Genomic DNA, 20,988 nt, shown 5'->3' on the forward strand with positions numbered 1-20,988 from the left:
CATTGGCTTATAGTGGGCGGCGTGATGGAGGTTCTACGGCACCGGCGATTCCGCCGGCTGTTCACCGCCCAGGTGGTGGCGCTGATCGGTACCGGCCTGCTCACGGTGGCCCTCGGCCTGCTGGCCTACGACATCGCGGGCAGTCGGGCCGGCGCGGTGCTCGGCACCGCGCTGGCCATCAAAATGGTGGCGTATGTCTTTGTGGCCCCGGTGATCTCGGCTCTGGCCGAACGGGTGCCGCGCCGACCGCTGCTGGTCTCGGCGGACGCGGTGCGGGCCGGGGTCGCGCTGCTGCTGCCGTTCGTGACGCAGGTGTGGCAGATCTACGCGCTGATCTTCGTCCTGCAGGCCGCCTCGGCGACCTTCACGCCCGCCTTCCAGGCCGTGATCCCCGCGATCCTGGTCGAGGAGCGGCAGTACACGCGCGCGCTGTCGCTGTCCCGGGCGGCCTATGACCTGGAGTCGCTGCTGAGTCCGGCGCTGGCCGCCGCCCTGCTGACTGTGCTGGGCTACCACCTGCTGTTCCTCGGGACCGCGGCGGGTTTCGTGGTATCGGCCGCCATGGTGGTGGGCACCGCACTCCCCCGGCTCACCCCGGTGCCGACGGCACAGTCGCTGCCCCGCCGGATCACCGCGGGCGCACGGGCCATGCTGGCCCTGCCCGCGCTACGCGCCCTGCTGGTCATGAATCTCGCGGTGGCCGCGGCGACGGCGTTGGTCGTGGTGAACACCGTCGTGTACGTGCGGGAACTGCTGCACGGAACGGCGACCGGGGTGGCGGTGGCCTTGGGCTGCTTCGGATTCGGCTCCCTGACGGTGGCCGTGGCCACGCCCCGCCTGCTGGCGGCATTCGGCGACCGGCGGCTCATGCTCACGGGGACGCGGTTGCTCGCCGCCGGATCGACCGCCGCGGCCGCGCTGACACCGCTGTTCGACTGGCCGCTGCTGGCCTGCACCTGGATGGCGCTGGGGGCGGGCACCTCCCTGGTGAATACACCGGCAGCCCGGCTGCTGCGGGCGGGATCCCCACCCGGCGACCGGGCGGCCGTGTTCACCGCTCAGTTCTCACTGTCGCACGCGGCGTTCCTGCTCACCTACCCCATCGCGGGGTGGGCGGGTACGCTCACCGCCGGGTTGATCCCGGGTCGACCGGGCACGGCCTGGGCGGATCCGGCCGGCGGGCTGTTCGTGGCGGCGGCCGTACTGGCGGCGATCGCTACACTTGCGGCTATGGCGACCGCCCGGTTGTGGCCGGTGTCCGCACCGGCGGGCACGGGAGGGCCGGTCTCGGCAGGAAGGTGAGCTGATGGCGCGCAAAGGTATTCCGGCCGCGGAATCCGCTGCCAGCCTCAGCCATCCGATCGCGCCGGACCAGGCCCGCCTCGATGCCGCGACCTCGACCTTCCGCATGCTCTCCGATCCCACCCGGCTGCACATCCTGTGGATTCTGGCCGCGTCCGAGGCCGATGTGACGGCGCTGACCGAGGCGGTCGGGGCCAATCGCACCGCGGTCAGCCAGCATTTGGCCAAACTGCGCTTCAGCGGCATGGTGGACACCCGCCGCGAGGGGCGGCGGATCATCTACCGGCTGCGGGACGGTCATCTGGCGCGACTGGTGCGCGAGGGGCTCAATCACGCCGATCACGTGGTGACCGGCGAACCGCCGCACGAGTAGCGGGTCCGCGCTCCTGATCAGTGGGACGAAGGGTCGCGGCGCCGCGCTCACCCGCTCGACCATATGCCTATTCGAAATACTCGAGACGAATGGGCGAGAGGGCGAGCATGCACTCCAACAGCGAGGCGGACGGCCGGTACGACGTGGTGATCGTCGGGGCGGGGTTCGCGGGGCTCTACGGGGTCCACCATGCGGTGCGGGCGGGTCTGACCGTGCTCGGCATCGAGGCGGGCGACGATGTGGGCGGCACCTGGTACTGGAACCGCTATCCGGGCGCACGCTGCGATGTGGAGAGCGTGGACTACTCGTACTCCTTCGATCCGGAATTGCAGCAGACCTGGACGTGGACCGAGCGATTCGCCGCGCAGCCGGAGATCCACGCCTACCTGCGACATGTGGCCGAACGCTACGAACTGCGACGGCACTACCGGTTCGGCACCCGCGTCACCGCCGCGGAGTTCGACGAGCCCACCGCCACCTGGGCGGTGCGCACCGATCGCGGCGACACCGTCACCGCCCGCTTCGTCGTCTTCGCCACCGGCTGCCTGTCCGAACCCATCCGCCCGAATATCCCGGGGGCCGACACCTTTCAGGGCGTCGAGCTGTTCACCGCCCGCTGGCCGGAGGCGGGCGCGGACCTCACCGGCAAGCGGGTCGCCGTGATCGGCACCGGCTCCTCCGGCATCCAGGTCTCGCCGCTGCTGGCGCGCGAGGCCGCCGCCCTCACCGTCTTCCAGCGCTCGCCGAACTACAGCGTGCCCATGCCCAACCGGCCGTGGACCGAGGACGAACAGCACGGCATCCGCGCCACCTACGCCGAACGCCGCGCGAAGTCCTACTACGCCCCGGCCGCCACCCCGCACACCGGTATCCAGACCAAGGCCCTGGAGCTGAGCGAACCCGAACGCCTGGCGGCCATGGAACAGCGCTGGAACGAGGGCGGCGTGCTGTTCAACAAGGTCTTCCCGGACCAGAACAGCGATCTGGCCGCCAATGACATCGTGCGGGAGTTCGCCGAGGCCAAGATTCGCGCCAAGGTCGCCGACGCCGCCGTCGCCGCCGATCTCATTCCCACCGACCACCCCATCGGCACCAAGCGCATCTGCACCGACGTCGGCTACTACGAGATGTTCAACGAGCCGCACGTCGACCTGGTGAATCTGCGCCGCGAGCCCATCGAGGAGATCACCGCCACCGGCATCCGCACCGGCGAACGGTTCCTGGAGTTCGACGCCATCGTCTACGCCACCGGGTTCGACGCCATGACCGGCGCGCTGCTGCGCGTGAATCCACGGGGCGCGAACGGGATTCGGCTGCACGACGCCTTCGCCGACGGCCCGACCACCTATCTCGGCTTCGGAATTCCGGGCTTTCCCAACATGTTCAGCGTCAACAGCGTCGGAACCCCGTCGGTGATGGCGAATATGGCGCTGCACTCCGAACAGCAACTGGACTGGGTGCTCGCGCTCATCGACCACTGCCGCGCCACCGGCGTCACCCGGGTGGAAGCCCGCCCGGAGGCCGCCGCGGAATGGACCGCCCACCTCACCGAGGTGGCGGAGGGCACGCTGTTCGTGCGCGCCAATTCCTGGTACATCGGTGCCAATGTGGATGGTAAGAAGCGGGTGTTCATGCCCTACATCGGCGGCTTCGGCAACTATCGCCGCCGCTGTGACACCGAGCGCGAGCACGGCTACCCGGGCTTCGCGCTGAGCCGCTAGCGGTCAACCGGACAACGGCAGCCGAAGTTCCACCGACGTCCCCGTGCTGCCGGTCTCCAGCCGGACCTCCGGAACCAGAGCCCGGACCAATCGCAGGCCCCGGCCGCGCACCTCGCCCGGATCCGGTCGCGGTGGTCTCCACCGGCCGTGGTCGGTCACCACGAGGTGCACCGCGGACCGGGTCGCCCAGCCCTCGACATGCACGGTGCCCGGACGGTCCCGATAACCGTGTTCGATGGCGTTGGAGCACACCTCGGTCACCGCCAGCACCACATCGTCCACCCGTTCCGACGCCATCCCCGTGGTCGGCAGCCAGTCCCGCAGCGCCCGGCGCACCATCACCAGGTTGCGGGGCTCGGCGGGCAGCCGGACGCGCAGGGGCGTCGATGGTTGCGCTTGCCGCGGTCGCTGGATCATCATCGACACGCCGCCTCCTGTTCCGCCGTTGCCGGCGAGTCGCACCATCTGTCCTAGTCGCTCCTTGGTAGCAATACCCGTGCAACTCACGGCTATTCGACCCGTTGTGGGAGGATTGAACACGCGGCGGATGGGTACGCACGCAATGGCGCGCGGCCAGGAACCGGCCGCCCGCGCAGTACCTGGGCAGCCCTGGAGAAAGGACTCGACGGTGACCGAGAGCGGGACGTCCCGAACACTGTCCGTGGCGGTCCACGAGCACGATGGCACGCTCGTGGTGACCGCGAACGGTGAGATCGACATCGCCTCGGTCCCCGACCTGCGGTCGGTGCTCGAGGAGACCCTGGCCACCGGGCGCGTGCCGGTGCTGGACATGTCGGGGGTGGGTTTCATGGGCTCGGTGGGGCTGAGCGCCCTGCTGGTGGCGGCCGAGGCGGCCAAACCGGCCCGGCTACGCGTGGCAGCCAGCCCGCAGGTGCGCCGCCCCATCGACGTGACGGGGCTGGACGAGGTGGTGGCGCTGTTCGATACCCTGGACGAGGCGCTCGCCGCCGGGGAGCTCGATCTCTCGGTGTGACCGGGCCGCCCCGGCCGGTCAGTGCCGGGGCAGCCGGACCACCTGGACGAAGAATTCGTCGATCTGCTTGATCGCGGCCATGAACTGGTCCAGATCCACCGGTTTGGTCACGTACGCGTTGGCGTGCAGTTGATAGCTGCGCAGGATGTCCTCCTCCGCCGCCGAGGTGGTCAGCACGACCACCGGAATGTGCGCCAGCTCGGGATCGGTCTTGACCTTGCCGAGTACCTCCCGCCCGTCGTATCTGGGCAGGTTGAGGTCGAGCAGGATGAGGTCGGGCCGCGGTGCGTCGGCATGCTCGCCCTGACGGTAGAGGAAGTCCAGCGCCTCCTGCCCGTCCCGCGCGACGTGCATGGTATTGCCGATCTTGTTGTCCTCGAACGCCTCTCGCGTCATCAGCTCGTCGGCGGGATCGTCCTCCACCAGCAGGATATCGATCGGACGGACGACCTCGTTCATGGCGATACTCCTTCTTCGGCGGTGATCGGCCGGTCGACGGTGGATTCGACCGCCGCGACCAGCGTGAAACGGAACCGGGTGCCACCGGTGTAGTCGGTGTCGATCCCGATGTGACCACCGTGGTATTCGACGATTTTCTTGCAGATGGCCAAACCGATTCCGGTACCGCCGTATTCACCGCGTGGATGCAACCGCTGGAAGATGACGAACACCTTGTCGGCGAACTCCGGCTCGATGCCGATGCCGTTGTCGGTCACCGTGAACGACCAGCCGCCGTCCGCATCCGCCACGCAGGTGATCTCGACGACCGGTGCGCGATCGGCGGCACGGAACTTGATGGCGTTCCCGATCAGGTTCTGCCACAGCATGGTCAGCAGCACGGGTTCACCGACCAACTCGGGCAGCCGGTCCGGGCGGACGACGCGCGCTCCGCTCTCCTCGATGGCGGCGGACAGATTGGCCAGCGCGCGGTCGAGCGGATCGTCCAGTCCGATGGGTTCGGTGCTGGTGATCACCCGACCCACGCGGGAGAAGGCCAGCAGGTCGTTGATCAGCACCTGCATGCGCTTGGCCCCGTCCACCGCGTAGTGGATGTACTGCTTGCCGCGCTCGTCCAGTTGGCTGCCGTAGCGCTTCTCGATCAGCTGACAGAACGAGGCGACCTTGCGCAGCGGTTCCTGCAGGTCATGGGAGGCGACGTAAGCGAACTGCTCGAGTTCGGCATTGGAGCGGCGCAGTTCCAGAGTCTGGCTGTCCAGAAACGCGCGCTGCTCCTCCACCCGGGCCTGCTGTTCCCGGGAGGACTCCAGTTCGGCGAGAATGCGGCGGCGCATATCGTCGACCGCCGTCGCCACCGCCGCCACGTCGGCCGGACCGCGGGCGTCGATGCGGTGGGCGAAGTCGCCGCCCGCCACCCGCTGCGACGAGTCGGTGAGTTCCCGCATGGGCCGCACGATCAGCCGCCGGACCAGGACGATCATGGCGATGCCGGTCAGCAGGCAGACCCCGATCATGACGCCGAGGATCGCGTTGCGCACGGTCCTGGTCCGCGCCAGCGCCGCGGAATCGGTCGCCGCCATCTCGTTCAGATGCTCCTCCTGGGTGGTGAAGCGGTCGCGGAGCTGGTCGAAGATGTCCTTCCCCTGTGCGGCCGTGACATCCCCCAGATCGCGCACCGCCGCTGCGGAGCCCGCCGAGACCAGCGGTTCGGCGTAGGAGCCGCGCCAGCCCGCAGCGGCCTGTTCGACGGCGGCCAGATCCGCGATCGCCACCGGCCGATCGCCCACCAGCTCCCGAAGCCGCTGGGCCGCTCGGCCTTCCTCCAATCTGCCGTCGTAGTAGGGCTGGAGGAAGCGTGGATCGCCGGTGATGGCGTAGCCGCGGATACCGGTCTCCTGGCTGATGAGCGCGTTCTGCAGGCGAATGGCCTCGTTCTGCGCGGGCAGCGCGCTCGCCACCAGCCGGTCGGTCACCTCCGTGGTCTCGGCGACCACCTGGGCGACGGCCAGCGCCGCCAGTGCCACCACGAACAGCAGACTCGCCAGGACCACGTGCAGCCATGCCTGTGCCGTCAGCTTCCCCACCGGTCCGGAGGGTCGCTCGGATGCCATCAGTCGCGGTTCTCCCTGTCGTCGGCCCAATGCAGATACAGCATGGCCACATCGTCGTCGAGTCCGCCCGATGCGGCGGCCAGCGATTCGACCTGGCCGATCAGCGCGTCCAGGAAGGCGTCGGGGCTGTCGGCGCGGATGCGGCGGGCCAGGTCGAGCAGGCCGTCCTCGCCGAGCCGGTCGCCGTGCTCGTTCACGCAGCCTTCGAACAGGCCGTCGGTGAGCAGGGCGAGACCGCAGTCGGCGGGCAGGGCCACCGTGTGTTCCGGCCAGTCGGCCCGACCGGGCAGGAAGCCGAGCGCCGGACCACCGGGCGTCTCCAGCCAGGAGACCTCGTCGCCGCAGCGCAGCAGCATGCCGGGATGGCCCGCGCGCAGCACCCGCACGGTGCCGTCGTCGGGACGCAGTTCCAGGCTGGTGGCGGTGGCGAAGGTGGACGGCGCGGTGCGTTCGGCCAGCAGCACCTGTTCCAGCAGCCGCAGCTGTCGCGTGCCGGTGACGCCGCTGAGAATCAAAGTGCGCCAGGCCAAGCGCAGCGCCACCCCGGCGGCGGCCGCGTCCGGGCCGTGGCCGGAGACATCGCCGATCACCGCGTGCACGATGCCGTCGGCATCGGCGACCACATCGTAGAAATCGCCGCCGAGCAGTGCGTGCGCCCGACCGGGCCGGTAGCGCGGGACGGCGGTCACGGCACTGCGCGCGGGCAGCAGCGGGGTGGGCAGCAGTCCGCGTTCCAGCCGGGCGTTCTCCTGCGCCCGCATCTGACTGGCCTGGAGGGCGGCGCTGGTGTGCTCGGTCTGTTTGCGCTGAATCGCGTATCGCACCGCGCGCCCGAACAATTCGGGTTCGACCCGGCCCTTGACGAGATAGTCCTGCGCCCCGGCGGCGACGGCGGCCAGACCGGTGTGCTCCTCGTCGAGCCCGGTGAGCACCACCACCGCCACATCGGCGCGGCCGCGTACCCGCGACAGCGCCTCCAAGCCGTGGGCGTCGGGCAGGTGCAGGTCGAGCAGCACGCAATTGGCCGTGCCCGCACGCAATTCCGGATCCGCCTCGGCCAGCGAGCGCACCCACCGCAGGGTGCATCCGGGCGCGCCCTCGGTGACCAACTCCTCCACCAGGAGGGCGTCGGCGGGGTCGTCCTCGATCAGGAGCACCCGGGGCTGGGGCCACACCCGGTCGGCGACCAGGCTTTCGAAGGGCTCACGCCGCACGGGCACCGCCGACGGGTACGGGGAAGGGGCGAGTGCGCCGGGTGGTGCGGCGTCCGGTGGTGCGGCGGAACAAGATCATTGCCTCCGATCGACCCCTGCGGGCAGGGTGGGCATGCGTCATCGACGCCACGGCCGGTTTCTGGACCGAACGGCCCTCGAATCGTAGCCGATCCAGCAGATCCACGGCAGCGACGCAGGTGAGCACCGGCGCGGCGGCATTACCTCGAAGGTAATCGACTCGCACACCCGCGTCCGGCAGGCTCGAGGTCATGACCACAACGATCGACACCGCCGGGACCGCCCTCTTCCACCGGTCCATGCCGTTCACCGAACGCCTGGGCGTGGAGGTGCTCGACAGTCGCCCCGATCTGGTGCGCAGCCGTCTGGCCTGGGAGGAATCCCTGTGCACCCTGGGCGGTGTGCTGCACGGCGGCGTGCTGATGGCCCTGGCCGACTCGACCGGGGCCGTCTGCGCGTACCTGAATCTCCCCGAGGGCAAGACCGGCACGACCACGGTCGAGTCCAAGACGAACTTCCTGCGCGCCGTCCGCTCCGGCTATGCCACCGCCACCGCGCGCCCCCTGCACGCCGGTCGCGCCTTCATCGTGGTGGAGACCGAGATCCACGACGACGCGGGCGATCTCGTCGCCAAGGTCACCCAGACCCAGGCCGTGCGCTAGGCGCTGCGGCGGCCGTGCAGACCGTAGCGCTCGCGCGCCGCGGCGGGGCGGATGCCCGCGTCCACCAGGCGCGGGTGGTCGAAGCCGCCGGTTCCCCGCATCCACCTCGGGAGTATGGCGATGCGGCCGCGAAGCAGCCGCCTGACCCCCACTACCTGGCGAAACCCGGTGGCGTCAGATGTATCGACACATCGTTCACGGTCACCTCGGGAGCCGTCAGGCGCGCCCGGACGTACCCGCCGGTCGCGTCGTCGGTGGTCCAGACGCTCACGCTCGGCCCGCACCAGGGCAGCGCGGTGCGCTCGATCGCCTCCTCCACGTCGGCGACCCGCATCACCGGCAGCACCGGTCCGAGCGTCTGCTGCGTCATCACCGCCATGGCCGGATCGGCATCGGCGAGGACCGTCGGCTCGAAACGATTGCCCGTACCCGCCCCGCCGATGCGCACCGACGCACCCTTGGTCACCGCGTCCTCGACCTGTCCGGCCACGAATCGGACGTGGGCCGCGGAGGTCATGACATAGGGGTCGGTGTCCTCGGGGTCCTCGGCCCCGAAGGCCGCCACCTCGGTACCGAGTTTGTCCAGAAATGCCTCGTAGACCGCGGATTCGACGAAGACGCGCTCGATGCTGTGATACCCCTGCCCGCATTCGGCGAGACCGCCCAGGGCCACCGCGGCGGCGGCGCGATCGAGATCGGCGTCGGCGAGCACGATCGCCGTGGATTTGCCGCCCAGCCCGAGTCGGCACGGAATCAGCCGACTCGCGGCCCGCAGCGCCACCACCTTGCCGGTATCGGCCGAGCCGGTGAAGTGCACGTGGTCGACGGTGTCGAGGACGGCGGGTCCGGCCTCCGGACCGAGCGCGGCGGTGAGCACCGCCGGTGCGCCGATGCGAGCCCATCCCGACACCACCTCGTTGACGGTCAACGGCGTCACACTCGACGGTTTGACGACCACCGCGCAACCCGACAGCAGCGCCGGAACGGCGTCGAAGAGGCTGAGCGCCAGCGGATAGGTCCAGGGCGCGATCACCCCCACCACCGCGCAGCGGCGGTAGGAGATCGACAGGTGCACCCCCAGCGTAGGCATGCTGTGCGCCCGGGGGCGTTGTACGCCAAGGAATTCCGCGCCGTGGCTGCGGTGGTAGTCGATGGCCTCGACGGCCAGGTCGAATTCCCGCCGCGCCGCCGAAACCGACTTTCCGGTTTCGCTCGCCAGCAGATCGGTGATGGCGTCGTCACTGTCCAGTAGCCAGTCGCGGAATTGCGTCAGCCAGTGCAGGCGACCGATGACACCCATTGCACGCCAGGGAATCTGGGCGGCCCGGAGGCGATTCACCGCGGTGTTCACCTGCTCGGGCGAATCCACCCAAACAGTTCCGACCGGTCGGCCATCATCCGGGGAATATACGGTGATCGAAGATTCCCGGACGGTTTTCGTATGCGGCATTCCAGCTCACTTCAGACGAATCGGGAATGGAAGTGCCGCACCGCGATCGGGTGAGTCGGGGGCACACTGGGCGACTACCGGGGCGGATGACCGCCGCTCGCGGTGCGGCATAAAGTCACCGTACGTTCGCCGGGTACGCCCGAACAGCACACAATGGGCCAGGAACCGGCGAATATCGGCCGCACCGGCGACCGAATCGTCACCGAATCCGAACCACCGGCAGGGCGGATTCTGAGACGATTTCACCATGGACACGGACAGGGCGGACCAACCTACTCGATTGCGCTCCATCGTCGGTGCGGCCCTGTTGGCGGACTTCGCGAGCACCCGGGGGCTCGGTCTGCCCGAGGTGCTGCGCGATACCGGCATCCGGGAGAGCGATCTGAACGAACCCACTGCCGAGATCACCCTCGGTCAGGAGGTCGCACTCATGCGCAATGTGGTGCGCGGCGTGGGTGACGAACCCGGTCAGGGTTTGCTGGCCGGACTGCTGTGCCATCCACCCAGCATGGGTGTGCTGGGCTTCGCGCTCATGACCTGTCCGACCTTCGGGCACGCGGTGGATATCGCCACCCGCTACGCCGACCTGTCCTTCACCGCCGCCCGGCTGTCCACCCGCCGGATCGGCGACGAGTTCTGGGTGCTGCGCGACGACCAGGCGCTGCCATCCGATATCCGCACCTTCGCGCTGGAGCGGGACCTGGCCGCCGTCGCGACGGTGCAGCAGGACCTGCTGTCCACCAAACTCCCCGTCGTACGCGTGGAGGTCACCGTCGCCCCGCATCCCATCTACGAAATGTTCGGGGCCATCTTCGGCGTGGACGACATCCGCTTCGACGCCGAGACCAGCTACCTGGTGATTCCGTCGAGCACACTGGATATGCCGCTCCCCCAAGCGAATACCGCCACCGCCCGCTACTACGAGCAGCAGTGCGCCGATCTCATGGAGCGCCGCCGCAGCCGCGTCGGCGTCAGCGGCCAGGTCCGCAAACTGCTCATCCGCCGCGGCGGCGTCGCCGATCAGACCCACATCGCCGCCGACCTCGACATCAGCGTCCGCACCCTGCGCCGCCGCCTCGCCGACGAGGGCACCACCTTCCGCGAACTGAGCAACGAGACCGTCGGCATGCTCGCCGAGGAACTCCTCGTCGCCGGCCTCACCGTAGAGCAGGTAGCCGACCGCCTCGGCTACTCCAGCGTCTCAGCCTTCGGCTCGGCCTTCCGCTCCTGGAAAGGCCAGTCCCCCGGCCACTTCGCCCGCATCAACCGCGGCCGGGCGACGGTCCGGGTGGGCGCCTGATCGGACAGCCTCCGCCTGGCCCGGCGAATCTCCACATCGAGCCCGAGGACCAGCGCTCGGAACCACCCGAGAAAAGCTGGTCCGGCCCGGTGGATACCGCGATCCGAAGTGCCCCCGGCCGGGCTCGAACCGGCAACCGACGGATTATGAGTCCGCAGCTCTAACCCATTGAGCTACAGGGGCGTGCTTCGGCACATTAGCAAGCGCGTCCGCAACCGCCAAACCCAACACCAGGTGGAGCGATTCCGCGCTCGACCTGGTCGATCCAGTAGCAACCGACTGAGCTACCGCCGTTACCGATTCCCTTTGTGGATATCGGCATTCCAGCCTTTCGACCGGGGAAGGTCCGTAACGGTGTCACCGCTGTCCGACGGGGCGGGCGGTGTCCTGATGACGGTCTCTCGTTTCCGTCCGCTGCTGGCCGGCGTTCGGGTCGAGTGCGAACCGATATGCCTGGACCACCCGGCCCGGTCGCGGCTGATACACCTTCACCCCCGATCACCCCTAGATTGAGAACATGGCGCAGTTTACGCGTTCGTTCAACAGCGCCCGGTGGGTTTCGAACTCTGCCCGAGAAGCGACTGACCAGGAGGAATGATGGCGAGCATGTTCACGAGGGTGTTGCGGGCCCATCAGTGGCTCTACGAGAAGAGTGGCGGGGTGGTGGGGCATCGGCTGTTGTTCGGCAACCCCACGTTGCTGCTGCGGACGGTGGGGCGGAAGACGGGGGTGGAGCGGACGAATGCGTTGACCTATGCGCGGGATGGGAAGGATTATCTGGTGACCGCGTCGAATGGTGGGTCACCGCGGCCGCCGGGGTGGTTGGCGAATGTGAAGGCCAAGGGGGACTGTGAGATTCAGGTGGGAACCACGCGGATTCCGGTGACGGCGCGGGCCACGTATCCGGAGGATCCGGAGTACGCGCGGCGGTGGGCGCTGGTGGACGAGGTCAACAAGGGGAGGTACACGGCATATCAGAAGCAGACGTCGCGGCCGATCGCGGTGGTGGTGCTCAGCCCCCGCTGATCGGACAAATTGGACACGAGGCTATGGGGCGGCTATCCTCGGCCGCGAGGGGAGTACTTCCCAAGCATCACTCCGGTCAGTACGGATCGCGCCGTCGCGATCCCCGGATGATCACCCGCGGCTCTCGCGGGTGAAGGAGACCTCGGCTGGTTATCCATGTCCGAGGAGTCTCTGTGTCCAATTTCTCCGTGCTCGCCGCCGCCACGAGTGTCGAATCCGTTGGTACGCCCGGTTTGTGGGCGTTGACCATTGCCGGCGTACTCGGCCTGCTGGTGCTCGATTTCGTGCTGACGCGGCGACCGCACGAGGTGCCCATGCGGGAGGCGATGGGATGGACCATCTTCTACATCGCCCTGCCCGTGGCCTTCGGCGTATACCTGTGGGCGAGTAGGGGTTCCACGCCGGGCGTGGAGTTCTTCACCGGCTATCTGCTCGAGAAGTCGCTGTCGGTCGACAACCTGTTCGTCTTCATGCTGCTGTTGACGGCGTTCGCCGTGCCCGCGGCACTGGCGCAGCGGGTGCTGCTGTTCGGCATCGCGGGTGCGCTGGTACTGCGCGGCATCTTCATCGCGCTGGGCGCGGCGGCGCTGGCCACGCTGGACTGGGCGTTCCTGCTGTTCGGGCTGATCCTGCTGGTCACCGCGATCAAACTGATCCTCGACGCCATCGGCGGCGGCGAGACCGAGATCGACGTGAACTCCATGAAGTCGGTCCGGCTGATGCGCCGGTTCATGCCGGTGACCGACGGCTACCGAGGCACCCGGCTGACCATCGTGGAGCACGGCAAGCGCGCCCTGACCCCGCTGGCGCTGGTGGTCGCCGCCGTCATGGCCACCGATCTGGTGTTCGCGGTGGACTCGGTGCCCGCCGTCTACGGCGTCACGGGTGACCCGTACCTGGTGTTCGCCACCAACGCGTTCGCGCTGCTCGGCTTGCGCGCACTGTATTTCGTGCTGCACGCGGCGCTGACGCGGCTGGTGCACCTGGTCTACGGTCTGGCGATCATTCTCGCCTTCATCGGCGTGAAGCTGGTGCTGCACTGGGCGCACGACATCTGGAGCGGCGTGCCGACCATCCCGACCCTGGCGTCGCTGGGCGTGATCGTGGCGGTGCTGACGACGGTGACGCTCACCAGCCTCTACGCCACTCGCGACCGCGCGGGCGACAAGGCCGAGCTCGCCGGTTGACGAGCGCCGGTGCGGGACGGCCCGCGCCCACCCCGGGAATTCCCGTGTGGTGCCGCGTCGCCGCGCCGTCGTACGGTGAATCGTGTTGCGTGGACTCGGTAATCGCCCTCGAATCGACCGGATCAACAGCGCGGTGGACGCACTGGAGTTGCCGGACGCGATCTTCAAGACCTGTCCGTGGCAGCCGCGTGAGCTGGTGGAGACCGGTCTGCGGCAGTGGCTGCGGTGCTGCGGCGCGGCACTGCGGGACGACCAGGTGATCGGCATGCCGTCCCACGCCGTGGACGAGGCGTGGCACGGGTTCATTCTATGCACGCTGCGCTATCAGCGCTTCTGCGACACCGCGTACGGGCGGTTCCTGCACCACTTTCCGGAGGGCGAGGGTACCCGGGGCGCGGTCGTCGACCCCATGGCGGAGCAGCTCGGCCGCACCGTGGTGGCCTGGTCGATGGTCGCCCGGCCCGGTGAGAGCTGCGTGCTGTGGGATCTGGATTCTCGAGTGGGCGTCGCGCGGCCGTGGGGTATTCCCACGGAGCGCATCGCCCTGATCGAGGAATCGCTACGGCTGGATTCGCGGTAGCGGCGCGGCTGACGGTTCAGCTGCCGCCGCCACCGCAACCACCGCCACCGCCGCAGCCGGAGCCGGAGCCGGAGCTACCGCTACTCCCGGAATCGCCTCCACCCCAATCACTGCCACCATAACCGCTCCAGCCCCCGTACCCGCTGCCACCCGCGTAGCCGCCACCCGCGTAGCCGCCCGAGCTTCGAGACCTGCCCGCTCGCGCGCTCCCATGGCTGTACCGCTGCTGCCGTGCCTTCTCCGAGTTCCGCTTGCTGGACCGGATGAACAACCCGATCACCGAGCCCACCAGCAGTACTGCCACCAGAAATATGAACAGATCCATATCGATCCACTCCCCCGGGTGCCGACATCTTCGACTGTCGGATAGCAGAACGCTACCAGTCCCGGCGGACACCCCGCAGACCCATTTTTCGGGGTGATTGAACCGCGAGGCTCCGGGTACGGCGGCTATTCACCGCCTCCGCCCCCGCCCCCTCCTCCCCCACCGCAACCCGAGCCGCCATCACCGTCGGACCCGCCGAAATAGCCGCCGTCCTTCCCACCGACGGCACTGCCTCCCTCCCACTTGCTCCGGCGACGCCTCCGCTTCGGCAGCGCCCCGGAGGTCCGCCCGAGCCACGCGATGAACAGCCCCACGGCCAGCAACAGCACGAGCGCCGCTATAAGTACGTCCATGCCCCGAACGCTAAGGCGTGACCGTCTGTGCCGCTACCATTTTCGGCTCAGCACGAGAGGCTCGACACGACAGGCTCAGAACGACAACGGCCGATCCGCGAACGCGGACCGGCCGTCTCCCGGACACCCACCGGGAGTTCGTGCGCCGCGCGGCTAGGTCAGCTTGACCCGAGCAGCGAAGAAGCGGGCGATGGCCGGGGCGAACCGGTTGAAGCGATATTGCAGGTGCGCCTCGGGGGTCACCGGGACCACGTCGCGTCCCTTCTCCACGGCCTTGACGATCTGGGCGGCGACCTTCTCCGGCCCGTAGCGCCGGGCCGCGTAGAGCTTGTCGTAGCGCTGCTGCTTGGCGGCTTCCTCCTCGGCGGAGACACCCGAGAAGCGGGTGGTGGCAACGATATTGGTGTGCACGATGCCGGGGCAGATGGTGTGCACGCCGATGCCCTTGCCCGCCAGCTCCGCGCGCAGGCAGTCGGAGAACATGAAGACGGCCGACTTGCTGGTGGAATAGGCGCTGAAGCCGCGCTGCGGGGTGTAGGCGGCCATGGAGGACAGGTTGACGATATGCCCGCCGAGTCCGCGCTCGGCCATGGCCTTGCCGAAGGCGCGGCAGCCGTTGACGACGCCGTGCAGGTTGATGTTCAGCACCCGGTCGAATTCCGCGGCGGGCGTGTCGAAGAAGTCCCCGGCCTGGCCCACCCCGGCATTGTTGATCAGGATGTCGGGCACCCCGTGCGCGGCGATCACGGCGGCGGCGTGTTCGGCGACGGCCGCCTCGTCCGCCACGTCCAGTTGGTAGGCGTGTGCCGTACCTCCTTCGCGCGCGATGAGTTCCGCGGTCTCCTTGGCGGCGTCGAGGTTGATGTCGGAGAGCACCACCTCGGCTCCCTTGCGGGCGAAGGCGAGCGCGGTCTCCCGGCCGATGCCGCTGCCGCCCCCGGTGATGACCAGCAGCTGATCCTCGAATTCGCGCTGCTGCCTGCCGACTTCGGCGCGTCGCAGCGCGCGGACGGCCTCCCCGGTCCGCAGTGATTCGATCATCTCGGTGGTGGCGGTGGCCAACAGTTCGGGGTGGGAGAACGGCAGCCAGTGTCCGCCGCCGACCTCGCGCCGGAACAGGGTGGGGGCCCAGTCCTGCTCGTTGTCGTAACCGGCGGGCCGCACCGCCACATCGCGGCGCGCGATGATCAGCTGCACCGGCACCTCGGTGCGGCGCTCCCGCGGATCGGCCAGGCGGCGCGGAATGTTCGCGCGGTAGATGCGCATTCCGTCGAAGAAGTCGCGCCGGAACTCGGGGCCGAGCGTGATGTTCGCGGGCGAGGTCTCGTTCATCAGCCCGACGAAACGCGACCACATCTTCTCGGTCCCCAGCGGCTTGAGCACCACGCGCGGCACCCCGGGGGTCATGAAGAGTCCGGTGTAGAGCGAGGACAGCAGCTGCGTGAACGGCCCCCACACCTTGCCGCGCGAGAGTTCCCCGCGCACCCACGCGCCCAGGTGATCGAGGTTGGGGCCGGATACCGAGGTGAAGGAGGCCACGCGCGCGGCGGCCTGCGGCTCGCACACCGCCTCCCACACCTGGACCGAACCCCAGTCGTGGGCGAGGACGTGGACGGGCCGGTCCGGGCTCACCGCGTCGGCGACGGCGAAGAAGTCGGACGCGAACCGCTCCAGGCGGTAGTCCTCGGTGCGGTCGGTGCGGGTGGAACGCCCGTGGCCGCGGGTGTCGTAGGTGACCACGTGGAAGCGGTCGGCCAGCAGCGGCACCACGCGATCCCACAGGTGGTTGTCGTCGGGCCAGCCGTGCACGAGCAGTACGGTCTCGTTCGACGGCTCCCCGTATTCGTAGACGGCGATGTCGAAGTCGTCATTGCGTACCAGCCGCTGGGACGCCGGGGTGATGGTCGGTTGATCGGTCACGATCGTCTCCTGGGGTGGGGTGCTAGAGGTCCAGCACCAGTCGTTCACCGCCGCAGCGGGATACACAGATGAGCATGTCGCCCGCGGCGCGCTCGGCGTCGGTGAGCACGGTGTCGCGGTGGTCTACGTCGGTGGACAGCGCCGTCACCCGGCAGGTGCGGCAGAAGCCCTGGCGGCACGAATATGCCAGGTCGGGGCGGACTTTCAGCACTTCTTCGAGCACCGACTTGTCGGCGGGCACGTCGACGACCGTGCCGCTGCGGGCCAGCTCGACCCGGAAGGCGGTGCCGTTCACCACCGGCGGCGCGGAGAAACGTTCGGAGTACATTTCCACGCCCGGCCGCTCGGCGACCGCCTCGGCGATGACCCGGGTCATCACCACCGGTCCACAGCAGTACACCGAGGTGTCGGCTCCCGCTCCGTGCAAAAGGGCGGCGGCCGTGGGCAATCCGTGCTCGTCATCGGTGCGGACCGTGACCCGGGAGCCGAAGGACTCGACCTCGTCGAGGAAGGGGATGGTGTCGCGGGAACGTCCGACGTACACCATGCTCCAGTCCACGCCGAGCCGCTGCGCCATCCGCACCATGGGCAGGATCGGGGTGATGCCGATGCCGCCCGCCACGAAATGCACTCGGCTGGCGGAGGATCCGTATCCGGGCAGGACGAAGGGGAAGGCATTGCGTGGCCCGCGCACGGTCACCGGCGTGCCGACGGGAAGCGCCTCGTGCACCTCCCGTGAACCGCCGAGCCCGTCGGGGATGCGCCGCACCGCGATGCGGTAGCTGTGCCGGTCGGCGGGGTCGCCGCACAGCGAGTACTGCCGCACCTTGCCGGAGGGCAGCTCCAGGTCCAGATGCGCACCGGGCCGCCAGGCGGGCAGCTCACGACCATCGGGGGCGGTGAACATGATGCTGACGACGTCGTTGTCCCGCGCCTCGACGCGGCGTTCGGTGACGATCAACCGCGTGCGCCGGTCGTCCACCCGGCCCTGCGGGGCCTTCCGGTTGACCACCGTGGTCCAGCGCAGCCGGGTTTCGGCGATCAGGTCCAGCACCCGGGTGGCGCGGTCGCTGCGGGGCTTGCCGAAGAGGTCGAGCGGCGCGGCGGTGGGCACCGGACGCGATGCCGTCACGACGCCGCCCGGCGCGCCGCCGGGGACTGCGCCAGATAGGCGATGGCCTGCGCGGTGGAGCCGACCGTCTCCGGGCTGTATCCCGGTTTGAAGGTGGACAGCGCGCTCACCAGCAGCGACGGCACACCGGGCAGCGCACCCCGCCACATGGCGGCGAAGATGCGTCCGACCAGCCGCGGGTAGCGATGATTGGGCAGCGACTCGTCCTGGTGCACAAGGTATTTGGTACCGCGCAGCAGCAGCGCGATGAAGATCGGGAAGACCATCAGCATGAGCGCGCCGCGACGCACGTAGCCGACCTCGAAGTATTCGGCCACGTCGTGGGCGACCATGCGGTGTTCGACCTCTTCGGCCCCGTGCCAGCGGAACAGGTCCAGCATCTGCGGGTCGGCGTCGAACCGCTCCAGGTCGGCATTGATCACCCAGTCGCCCAGGAAGGCGAAGAAGTGCTCGAGGGCCGCGATCACGCCGAGCCGCTCCACCAGATGCTGGCGGGCGGCGGCCTCGGTGTCGAACTCGCGCGGGCCGAGCGTCTTGCGGAAGAGGTATTCTGCCTGCCGCACATAGGGTTCCACGTCAATGCCGTGTGTCTTCAGCACGTTCTCGAGTACACCGTTGTGGCTTTCGGCGTGCATGGATTCCTGGCCGATGAAGCCGATCATGGCCTCGCGCAGCTTCTCGTCCCGCACCAGCGGAAGGGCCTCGCCGAAGGTGACCAGGAACATGCGCTCCCCCTCGGGCAGCAGCATGCTCAGGGCGTTGAGGACATGGGAGGCGACCGGTTCGCGCCGCATCCAGACGGGCTCGGTCGCGGCCCAGTCGAACTGCACGTTGCGTGCGTTGAGGGCTACCTCACCGGGATCGGTCGTCGCCGCGCGGCGGCCCATATTCGGAAGTAGCTTCATCGATACTCCTGGTCATCGTCGTACCCGCGACCGGGGGTGATACCCGCGACCGCTGTTGCTACGTGAGCGTAGCAACAGTCTAGCCGTTTATGCGACTACGAGTAACAGCTAGTTATCCCCCGCGCGATGACCAGGGCACGACGATACCGGCACTAGGGTTCGAATCATGACCGCGCAAGCCCCGCAGATCGTGGTAATGGGAGTGGCGGGCTCCGGGAAGACGACCGTCGGAACCCTGCTCGCCCACGCGCTGGGCGTCGAGTACGGCGAGGGCGACGATTTCCACCCCGAAGCCAATGTGGCCAAGATGGCATCCGGCGTACCGCTGGACGACACCGATCGCGCACCGTGGCTGGACGCACTGGCCGGATGGCTGGCCGACCGACGCAGCACGGGCGCGGTGTTGACCTGCTCGGCGCTCAAACAGAGCTATCGCGATCGACTGCGCACGGCCGCGCCCGACCTGTTCTTCGTGCATCTGGCCGCGCCTCGAGACGAACTGGAGCGCCGCCTCACCTCCCGCAAGGGCCATTTCATGGGGGCGCGGATGCTCGACTCCCAACTCGCCGTCCTGCGGCCGCTGACCGACGACGAGTCCGGGATCACCCTGGACGCCACGCTGCCGCCGGCCGACCTGGTCGAGCAGATCCGCACGGCCCTTCCCACGACGGTCGCATAGGTCCCGGCGAGGTGGGTAGCTCCTCGGTGACCCCCGAGGAAGGAGAACCCCGTGCAACAGCCCGTGATGACCACACTCGACACCGAGCAGCAGCGGATCGCCGGTGAGGCACTGAGCGGCACCGTGGTGGACCTCATCGACCTGACGCTCATCGCCAAGCAGGCGCACTGGAACGTGACCGGCCGCAACTTCCGCCCGCTACACCTGGCGCTCGACGAACTGGTCGCCTCCGCACGGACATTCACCGACGATGCCGCCGAGCGCGCCACCGCCATCGGCGTCAGCCCGGACGGCCGCGCCCGCACGGTGGCCGAGCAGGCCGCGACCACCGGCTTCCCGGCGGGATGGGTGCGCGACACCGACGTGATCGACAAGATCACCGACAACCTGACCGAGGTGATCGGCCGCCTCCGCCAGCGCGTCGACGCCACCGAGAAGGCCGACCCGGTCACCCAGGACGTGCTGATCGACATCACCGCCCGGCTGGAGCAGTTGCACTGGATGTGGCAGGTGCAGCGGGAGGAGTGAGGCGTCCGCCGCTTCACACCGTCAGCAGGGTCCGCCCCACCGCGGTGCGCCCTTCGATCGCCGCGTGTGCCGCCGATGCCTGGTCGAGCGGGAAGGTCTGGCCGACCACGACCTCCAGCCGCCCGGCCGCCACCTCCGCGAGGGCGCGGCCGAGGGCCGGTTCCCAATCGATATCGGAGTTGGTGAGTTCCAGCAAGCCCACGACTGTGACATCGCGGGCGGCCGCGTCCTCATCATCGAAATCCGCGAAACCGCCTGCGGCATTGCCGAATCCGATGACGCGTGCACCGCGAGCCGTGGTCGACTGCGACTGGCGACCGAGATCGCCTCCGGCGCCGTCGAAGACGATGTCGACACCCGCCCCGCCCAGGGCGGACCGCACGCGGTCGGTCCAGCCCGGCTCGGTGTAGTCGATCACCGCGTCGGCTCCCAGCCGTTGCGCCAGTTGGAGTTTCGCCTCGCCCCGAGCAGCAGCGACGACGGTCGCACCGGCCGCCTTGGCGAGTTGGACCAGCAGGGTTCCGACGCCTCCCCCGGCGGCGGTGACCAGCACCCGGGAGCCCGGAGCGATATTCGCCGCCTCCGCCACGGTGAAGGCGGTTCGACCGTCGTGCACCAGCGCGGCCGCCTGCGTGAAGTCCACGCCCTCGGGAATCTCGGCCAGGGACTCCGCCTCCGCCACGGCCCGCTCCGCGTAGCCGCCGACCGGTTTGCCGCCGCCGACGGCACTGGCCACGGTCTTGGTGGCGACCCGACGCCCGACCCAGCCGCCGTCGACGCCTGGACCGACCGCGCTCACCACGCCCGCGACCGCGCCACCCGGCACGTACGGCGGTGCGACCGGAAAGAAGCCCACTCCCCCGCCGCCGCGCAGCACCACATCGAGGAACATCACATCCGCCGCCGCCACATCGACGACCACCTCACCCGGACCGGCCACCGGATCGGCGATCTCGGTCACCGTCAGCACCTCGGGACCGCCGAACGACTTCGCTTCGACTGCTCGCATTGCCCTTACCTCCCTGTTGTTCTCAGGTATCTCCGACGACCCCCATCCTGAAACCTGAAGATTGATTGAGGTCAAGCCCATCGCACCGATTTCGCATTGGGCGAACGATCGGTTAAGCTAGCGGGGCTTCCGAGATCGCGAGATCGAAGAACAGTCCTGGCCCCGTCGTCTAGCGGCCTAGGACGCCGCCCTCTCAAGGCGGTAGCGCGGGTTCAAATCCCGTCGGGGCTACAGCGCAGGC

General features: G+C 68.9%; 20 protein-coding genes and 2 tRNA genes. 12 read left to right on the forward strand and 10 right to left on the reverse strand.

The window, feature by feature from the left end:
- Nucleotides 1–24 precede the first annotated feature (24 nt).
- The 3 genes from QK444_RS00540 (at nucleotide 25) to QK444_RS00550 (ending at nucleotide 3,396) form a co-directional block, all read left to right on the forward strand.
- Complete coding sequence (locus QK444_RS00540) at nucleotides 25–1,302, forward strand: MFS transporter (protein WP_306356362.1); 1,278 nt, start codon at nucleotides 25–27, stop codon at nucleotides 1,300–1,302.
- Nucleotides 1,303–1,306: 4 nt separating this feature from the next.
- The gene (locus QK444_RS00545; protein ID WP_029932698.1) at nucleotides 1,307–1,675 is read left to right on the forward strand and encodes a metalloregulator ArsR/SmtB family transcription factor; all 369 of its coding nucleotides are present in this window, start codon (nucleotides 1,307–1,309) and stop codon (nucleotides 1,673–1,675) included.
- A gap of 89 nt (nucleotides 1,676–1,764) precedes the next feature.
- A complete protein-coding gene (locus QK444_RS00550) occupies nucleotides 1,765–3,396 on the forward strand; it encodes an NAD(P)/FAD-dependent oxidoreductase (RefSeq protein WP_282775959.1) in 1,632 nt (543 codons plus the stop codon).
- A 3-nt stretch (nucleotides 3,397–3,399) separates the two neighbouring features.
- On the opposite strand, the gene QK444_RS00555 is transcribed toward QK444_RS00550, so the two are convergent.
- Entirely contained in the window at nucleotides 3,400–3,861 is a 462-nt protein-coding gene (locus QK444_RS00555) for an ATP-binding protein (RefSeq protein WP_039811622.1), read from the reverse strand.
- Nucleotides 3,862–4,024: 163 nt separating this feature from the next.
- Between QK444_RS00555 and QK444_RS00560 the strand changes: the two genes are divergently transcribed.
- Entirely contained in the window at nucleotides 4,025–4,390 is a 366-nt protein-coding gene (locus QK444_RS00560; RefSeq protein WP_052373808.1) for an STAS domain-containing protein, read from the forward strand.
- Nucleotides 4,391–4,408: 18 nt separating this feature from the next.
- Here the strand turns inward: QK444_RS00560 and QK444_RS00565 are convergent, their stop codons facing one another.
- From QK444_RS00565 to QK444_RS00575, 3 genes are read right to left on the reverse strand one after another with little or no spacing between them, the layout of a single operon-like run.
- Nucleotides 4,409–4,849: a response regulator gene (locus QK444_RS00565; RefSeq protein ID WP_029932702.1), complete on the reverse strand. Its 441-nt coding sequence runs from the start codon at nucleotides 4,847–4,849 to the stop codon at nucleotides 4,409–4,411.
- Nucleotides 4,846–6,459 carry a CHASE3 domain-containing protein gene (locus tag QK444_RS00570; RefSeq protein WP_282775963.1) on the reverse strand — a complete coding sequence of 538 codons (1,614 nt, stop codon included), beginning with the start codon at nucleotides 6,457–6,459 and terminating at the stop codon, nucleotides 4,846–4,848. The genes QK444_RS00565 and QK444_RS00570 overlap by 4 nt, the downstream gene beginning before the upstream one ends.
- Nucleotides 6,459–7,673, reverse strand: coding sequence for a SpoIIE family protein phosphatase (locus QK444_RS00575; RefSeq protein ID WP_282775995.1), 1,215 nt, complete (start codon nucleotides 7,671–7,673; stop codon nucleotides 6,459–6,461). The genes QK444_RS00570 and QK444_RS00575 overlap by 1 nt, the downstream gene beginning before the upstream one ends.
- A gap of 269 nt (nucleotides 7,674–7,942) precedes the next feature.
- On the opposite strand from QK444_RS00575, the gene QK444_RS00580 reads away from it, so the two are divergent.
- Nucleotides 7,943–8,353, forward strand: a complete 411-nt coding sequence (locus QK444_RS00580; RefSeq protein ID WP_282775965.1) for a PaaI family thioesterase — start codon at nucleotides 7,943–7,945, stop codon at nucleotides 8,351–8,353.
- 151 nt (nucleotides 8,354–8,504) lie between these two features.
- Here QK444_RS00580 and QK444_RS00585 read toward each other — a convergent pair whose 3' ends face one another.
- Nucleotides 8,505–9,803 (reverse strand): aldehyde dehydrogenase family protein, encoded by a 1,299-nt coding sequence (locus tag QK444_RS00585; protein WP_282775967.1) that lies wholly within the window; start codon nucleotides 9,801–9,803, stop codon nucleotides 8,505–8,507.
- Between the two features lie 247 nt (nucleotides 9,804–10,050).
- On the opposite strand from QK444_RS00585, the gene QK444_RS00590 reads away from it, so the two are divergent.
- Nucleotides 10,051–11,103 carry an AraC family transcriptional regulator gene (locus QK444_RS00590; protein WP_282775969.1) on the forward strand — a complete coding sequence of 351 codons (1,053 nt, stop codon included), beginning with the start codon at nucleotides 10,051–10,053 and terminating at the stop codon, nucleotides 11,101–11,103.
- Nucleotides 11,104–11,212: 109 nt separating this feature from the next.
- On the opposite strand, the gene QK444_RS00595 is transcribed toward QK444_RS00590, so the two are convergent.
- Nucleotides 11,213–11,286 (reverse strand) — tRNA-Ile (locus QK444_RS00595).
- A gap of 414 nt (nucleotides 11,287–11,700) precedes the next feature.
- On the opposite strand from QK444_RS00595, the gene QK444_RS00600 reads away from it, so the two are divergent.
- The 3 genes from QK444_RS00600 to QK444_RS00610 all read left to right on the forward strand — a co-directional run bounded on the left by QK444_RS00600 (nucleotide 11,701) and on the right by QK444_RS00610 (nucleotide 13,896).
- On the forward strand, nucleotides 11,701–12,129 hold the full coding sequence (locus QK444_RS00600) for a nitroreductase family deazaflavin-dependent oxidoreductase (RefSeq protein ID WP_195143871.1): 429 nt from the start codon (nucleotides 11,701–11,703) through the stop codon (nucleotides 12,127–12,129).
- A gap of 173 nt (nucleotides 12,130–12,302) precedes the next feature.
- Nucleotides 12,303–13,316, forward strand: coding sequence for a TerC/Alx family metal homeostasis membrane protein (locus tag QK444_RS00605; protein WP_282775972.1), 1,014 nt, complete (start codon nucleotides 12,303–12,305; stop codon nucleotides 13,314–13,316).
- Between the two features lie 85 nt (nucleotides 13,317–13,401).
- Nucleotides 13,402–13,896 carry a hypothetical protein gene (locus QK444_RS00610; protein ID WP_282775974.1) on the forward strand — a complete coding sequence of 165 codons (495 nt, stop codon included), beginning with the start codon at nucleotides 13,402–13,404 and terminating at the stop codon, nucleotides 13,894–13,896.
- An 831-nt stretch (nucleotides 13,897–14,727) separates the two neighbouring features.
- Here the strand turns inward: QK444_RS00610 and QK444_RS00615 are convergent.
- Genes QK444_RS00615 through QK444_RS00625 form a run of 3 tightly spaced genes read right to left on the reverse strand, consistent with a single transcriptional unit; the run spans nucleotide 14,728 to nucleotide 18,531 of the window.
- A complete protein-coding gene (locus QK444_RS00615; RefSeq protein ID WP_282775997.1) occupies nucleotides 14,728–16,497 on the reverse strand; it encodes an SDR family oxidoreductase in 1,770 nt (589 codons plus the stop codon).
- A 19-nt stretch (nucleotides 16,498–16,516) separates the two neighbouring features.
- Nucleotides 16,517–17,626 carry a PDR/VanB family oxidoreductase gene (locus tag QK444_RS00620; RefSeq protein WP_282775976.1) on the reverse strand — a complete coding sequence of 370 codons (1,110 nt, stop codon included), beginning with the start codon at nucleotides 17,624–17,626 and terminating at the stop codon, nucleotides 16,517–16,519.
- Complete coding sequence (locus tag QK444_RS00625) at nucleotides 17,623–18,531, reverse strand: metal-dependent hydrolase (protein ID WP_282775978.1); 909 nt, start codon at nucleotides 18,529–18,531, stop codon at nucleotides 17,623–17,625. The genes QK444_RS00620 and QK444_RS00625 overlap by 4 nt, the downstream gene beginning before the upstream one ends.
- Nucleotides 18,532–18,697: 166 nt before the next feature.
- On the opposite strand from QK444_RS00625, the gene QK444_RS00630 reads away from it, so the two are divergent.
- Entirely contained in the window at nucleotides 18,698–19,210 is a 513-nt protein-coding gene (locus QK444_RS00630; RefSeq protein ID WP_282775979.1) for a gluconokinase, read from the forward strand.
- A 51-nt stretch (nucleotides 19,211–19,261) separates the two neighbouring features.
- Nucleotides 19,262–19,738 carry a DNA starvation/stationary phase protection protein gene (locus tag QK444_RS00635; RefSeq protein ID WP_282775981.1) on the forward strand — a complete coding sequence of 159 codons (477 nt, stop codon included), beginning with the start codon at nucleotides 19,262–19,264 and terminating at the stop codon, nucleotides 19,736–19,738.
- A 13-nt stretch (nucleotides 19,739–19,751) separates the two neighbouring features.
- Here the strand turns inward: QK444_RS00635 and QK444_RS00640 are convergent, their stop codons facing one another.
- Nucleotides 19,752–20,747, reverse strand: a complete 996-nt coding sequence (locus QK444_RS00640; protein WP_282775983.1) for a zinc-binding dehydrogenase — start codon at nucleotides 20,745–20,747, stop codon at nucleotides 19,752–19,754.
- 158 nt (nucleotides 20,748–20,905) lie between these two features.
- Between QK444_RS00640 and QK444_RS00645 the strand changes: the two genes are divergently transcribed.
- Nucleotides 20,906–20,978, forward strand: a tRNA-Glu gene (locus QK444_RS00645).
- Nucleotides 20,979–20,988 lie beyond the last annotated feature (10 nt).

Origin of the sequence: Nocardia sp. CC201C, assembly GCF_030010695.1 — a bacterium.
Taxonomy (GTDB): Bacteria; Actinomycetota; Actinomycetes; order Mycobacteriales; family Mycobacteriaceae; genus Nocardia; species Nocardia otitidiscaviarum.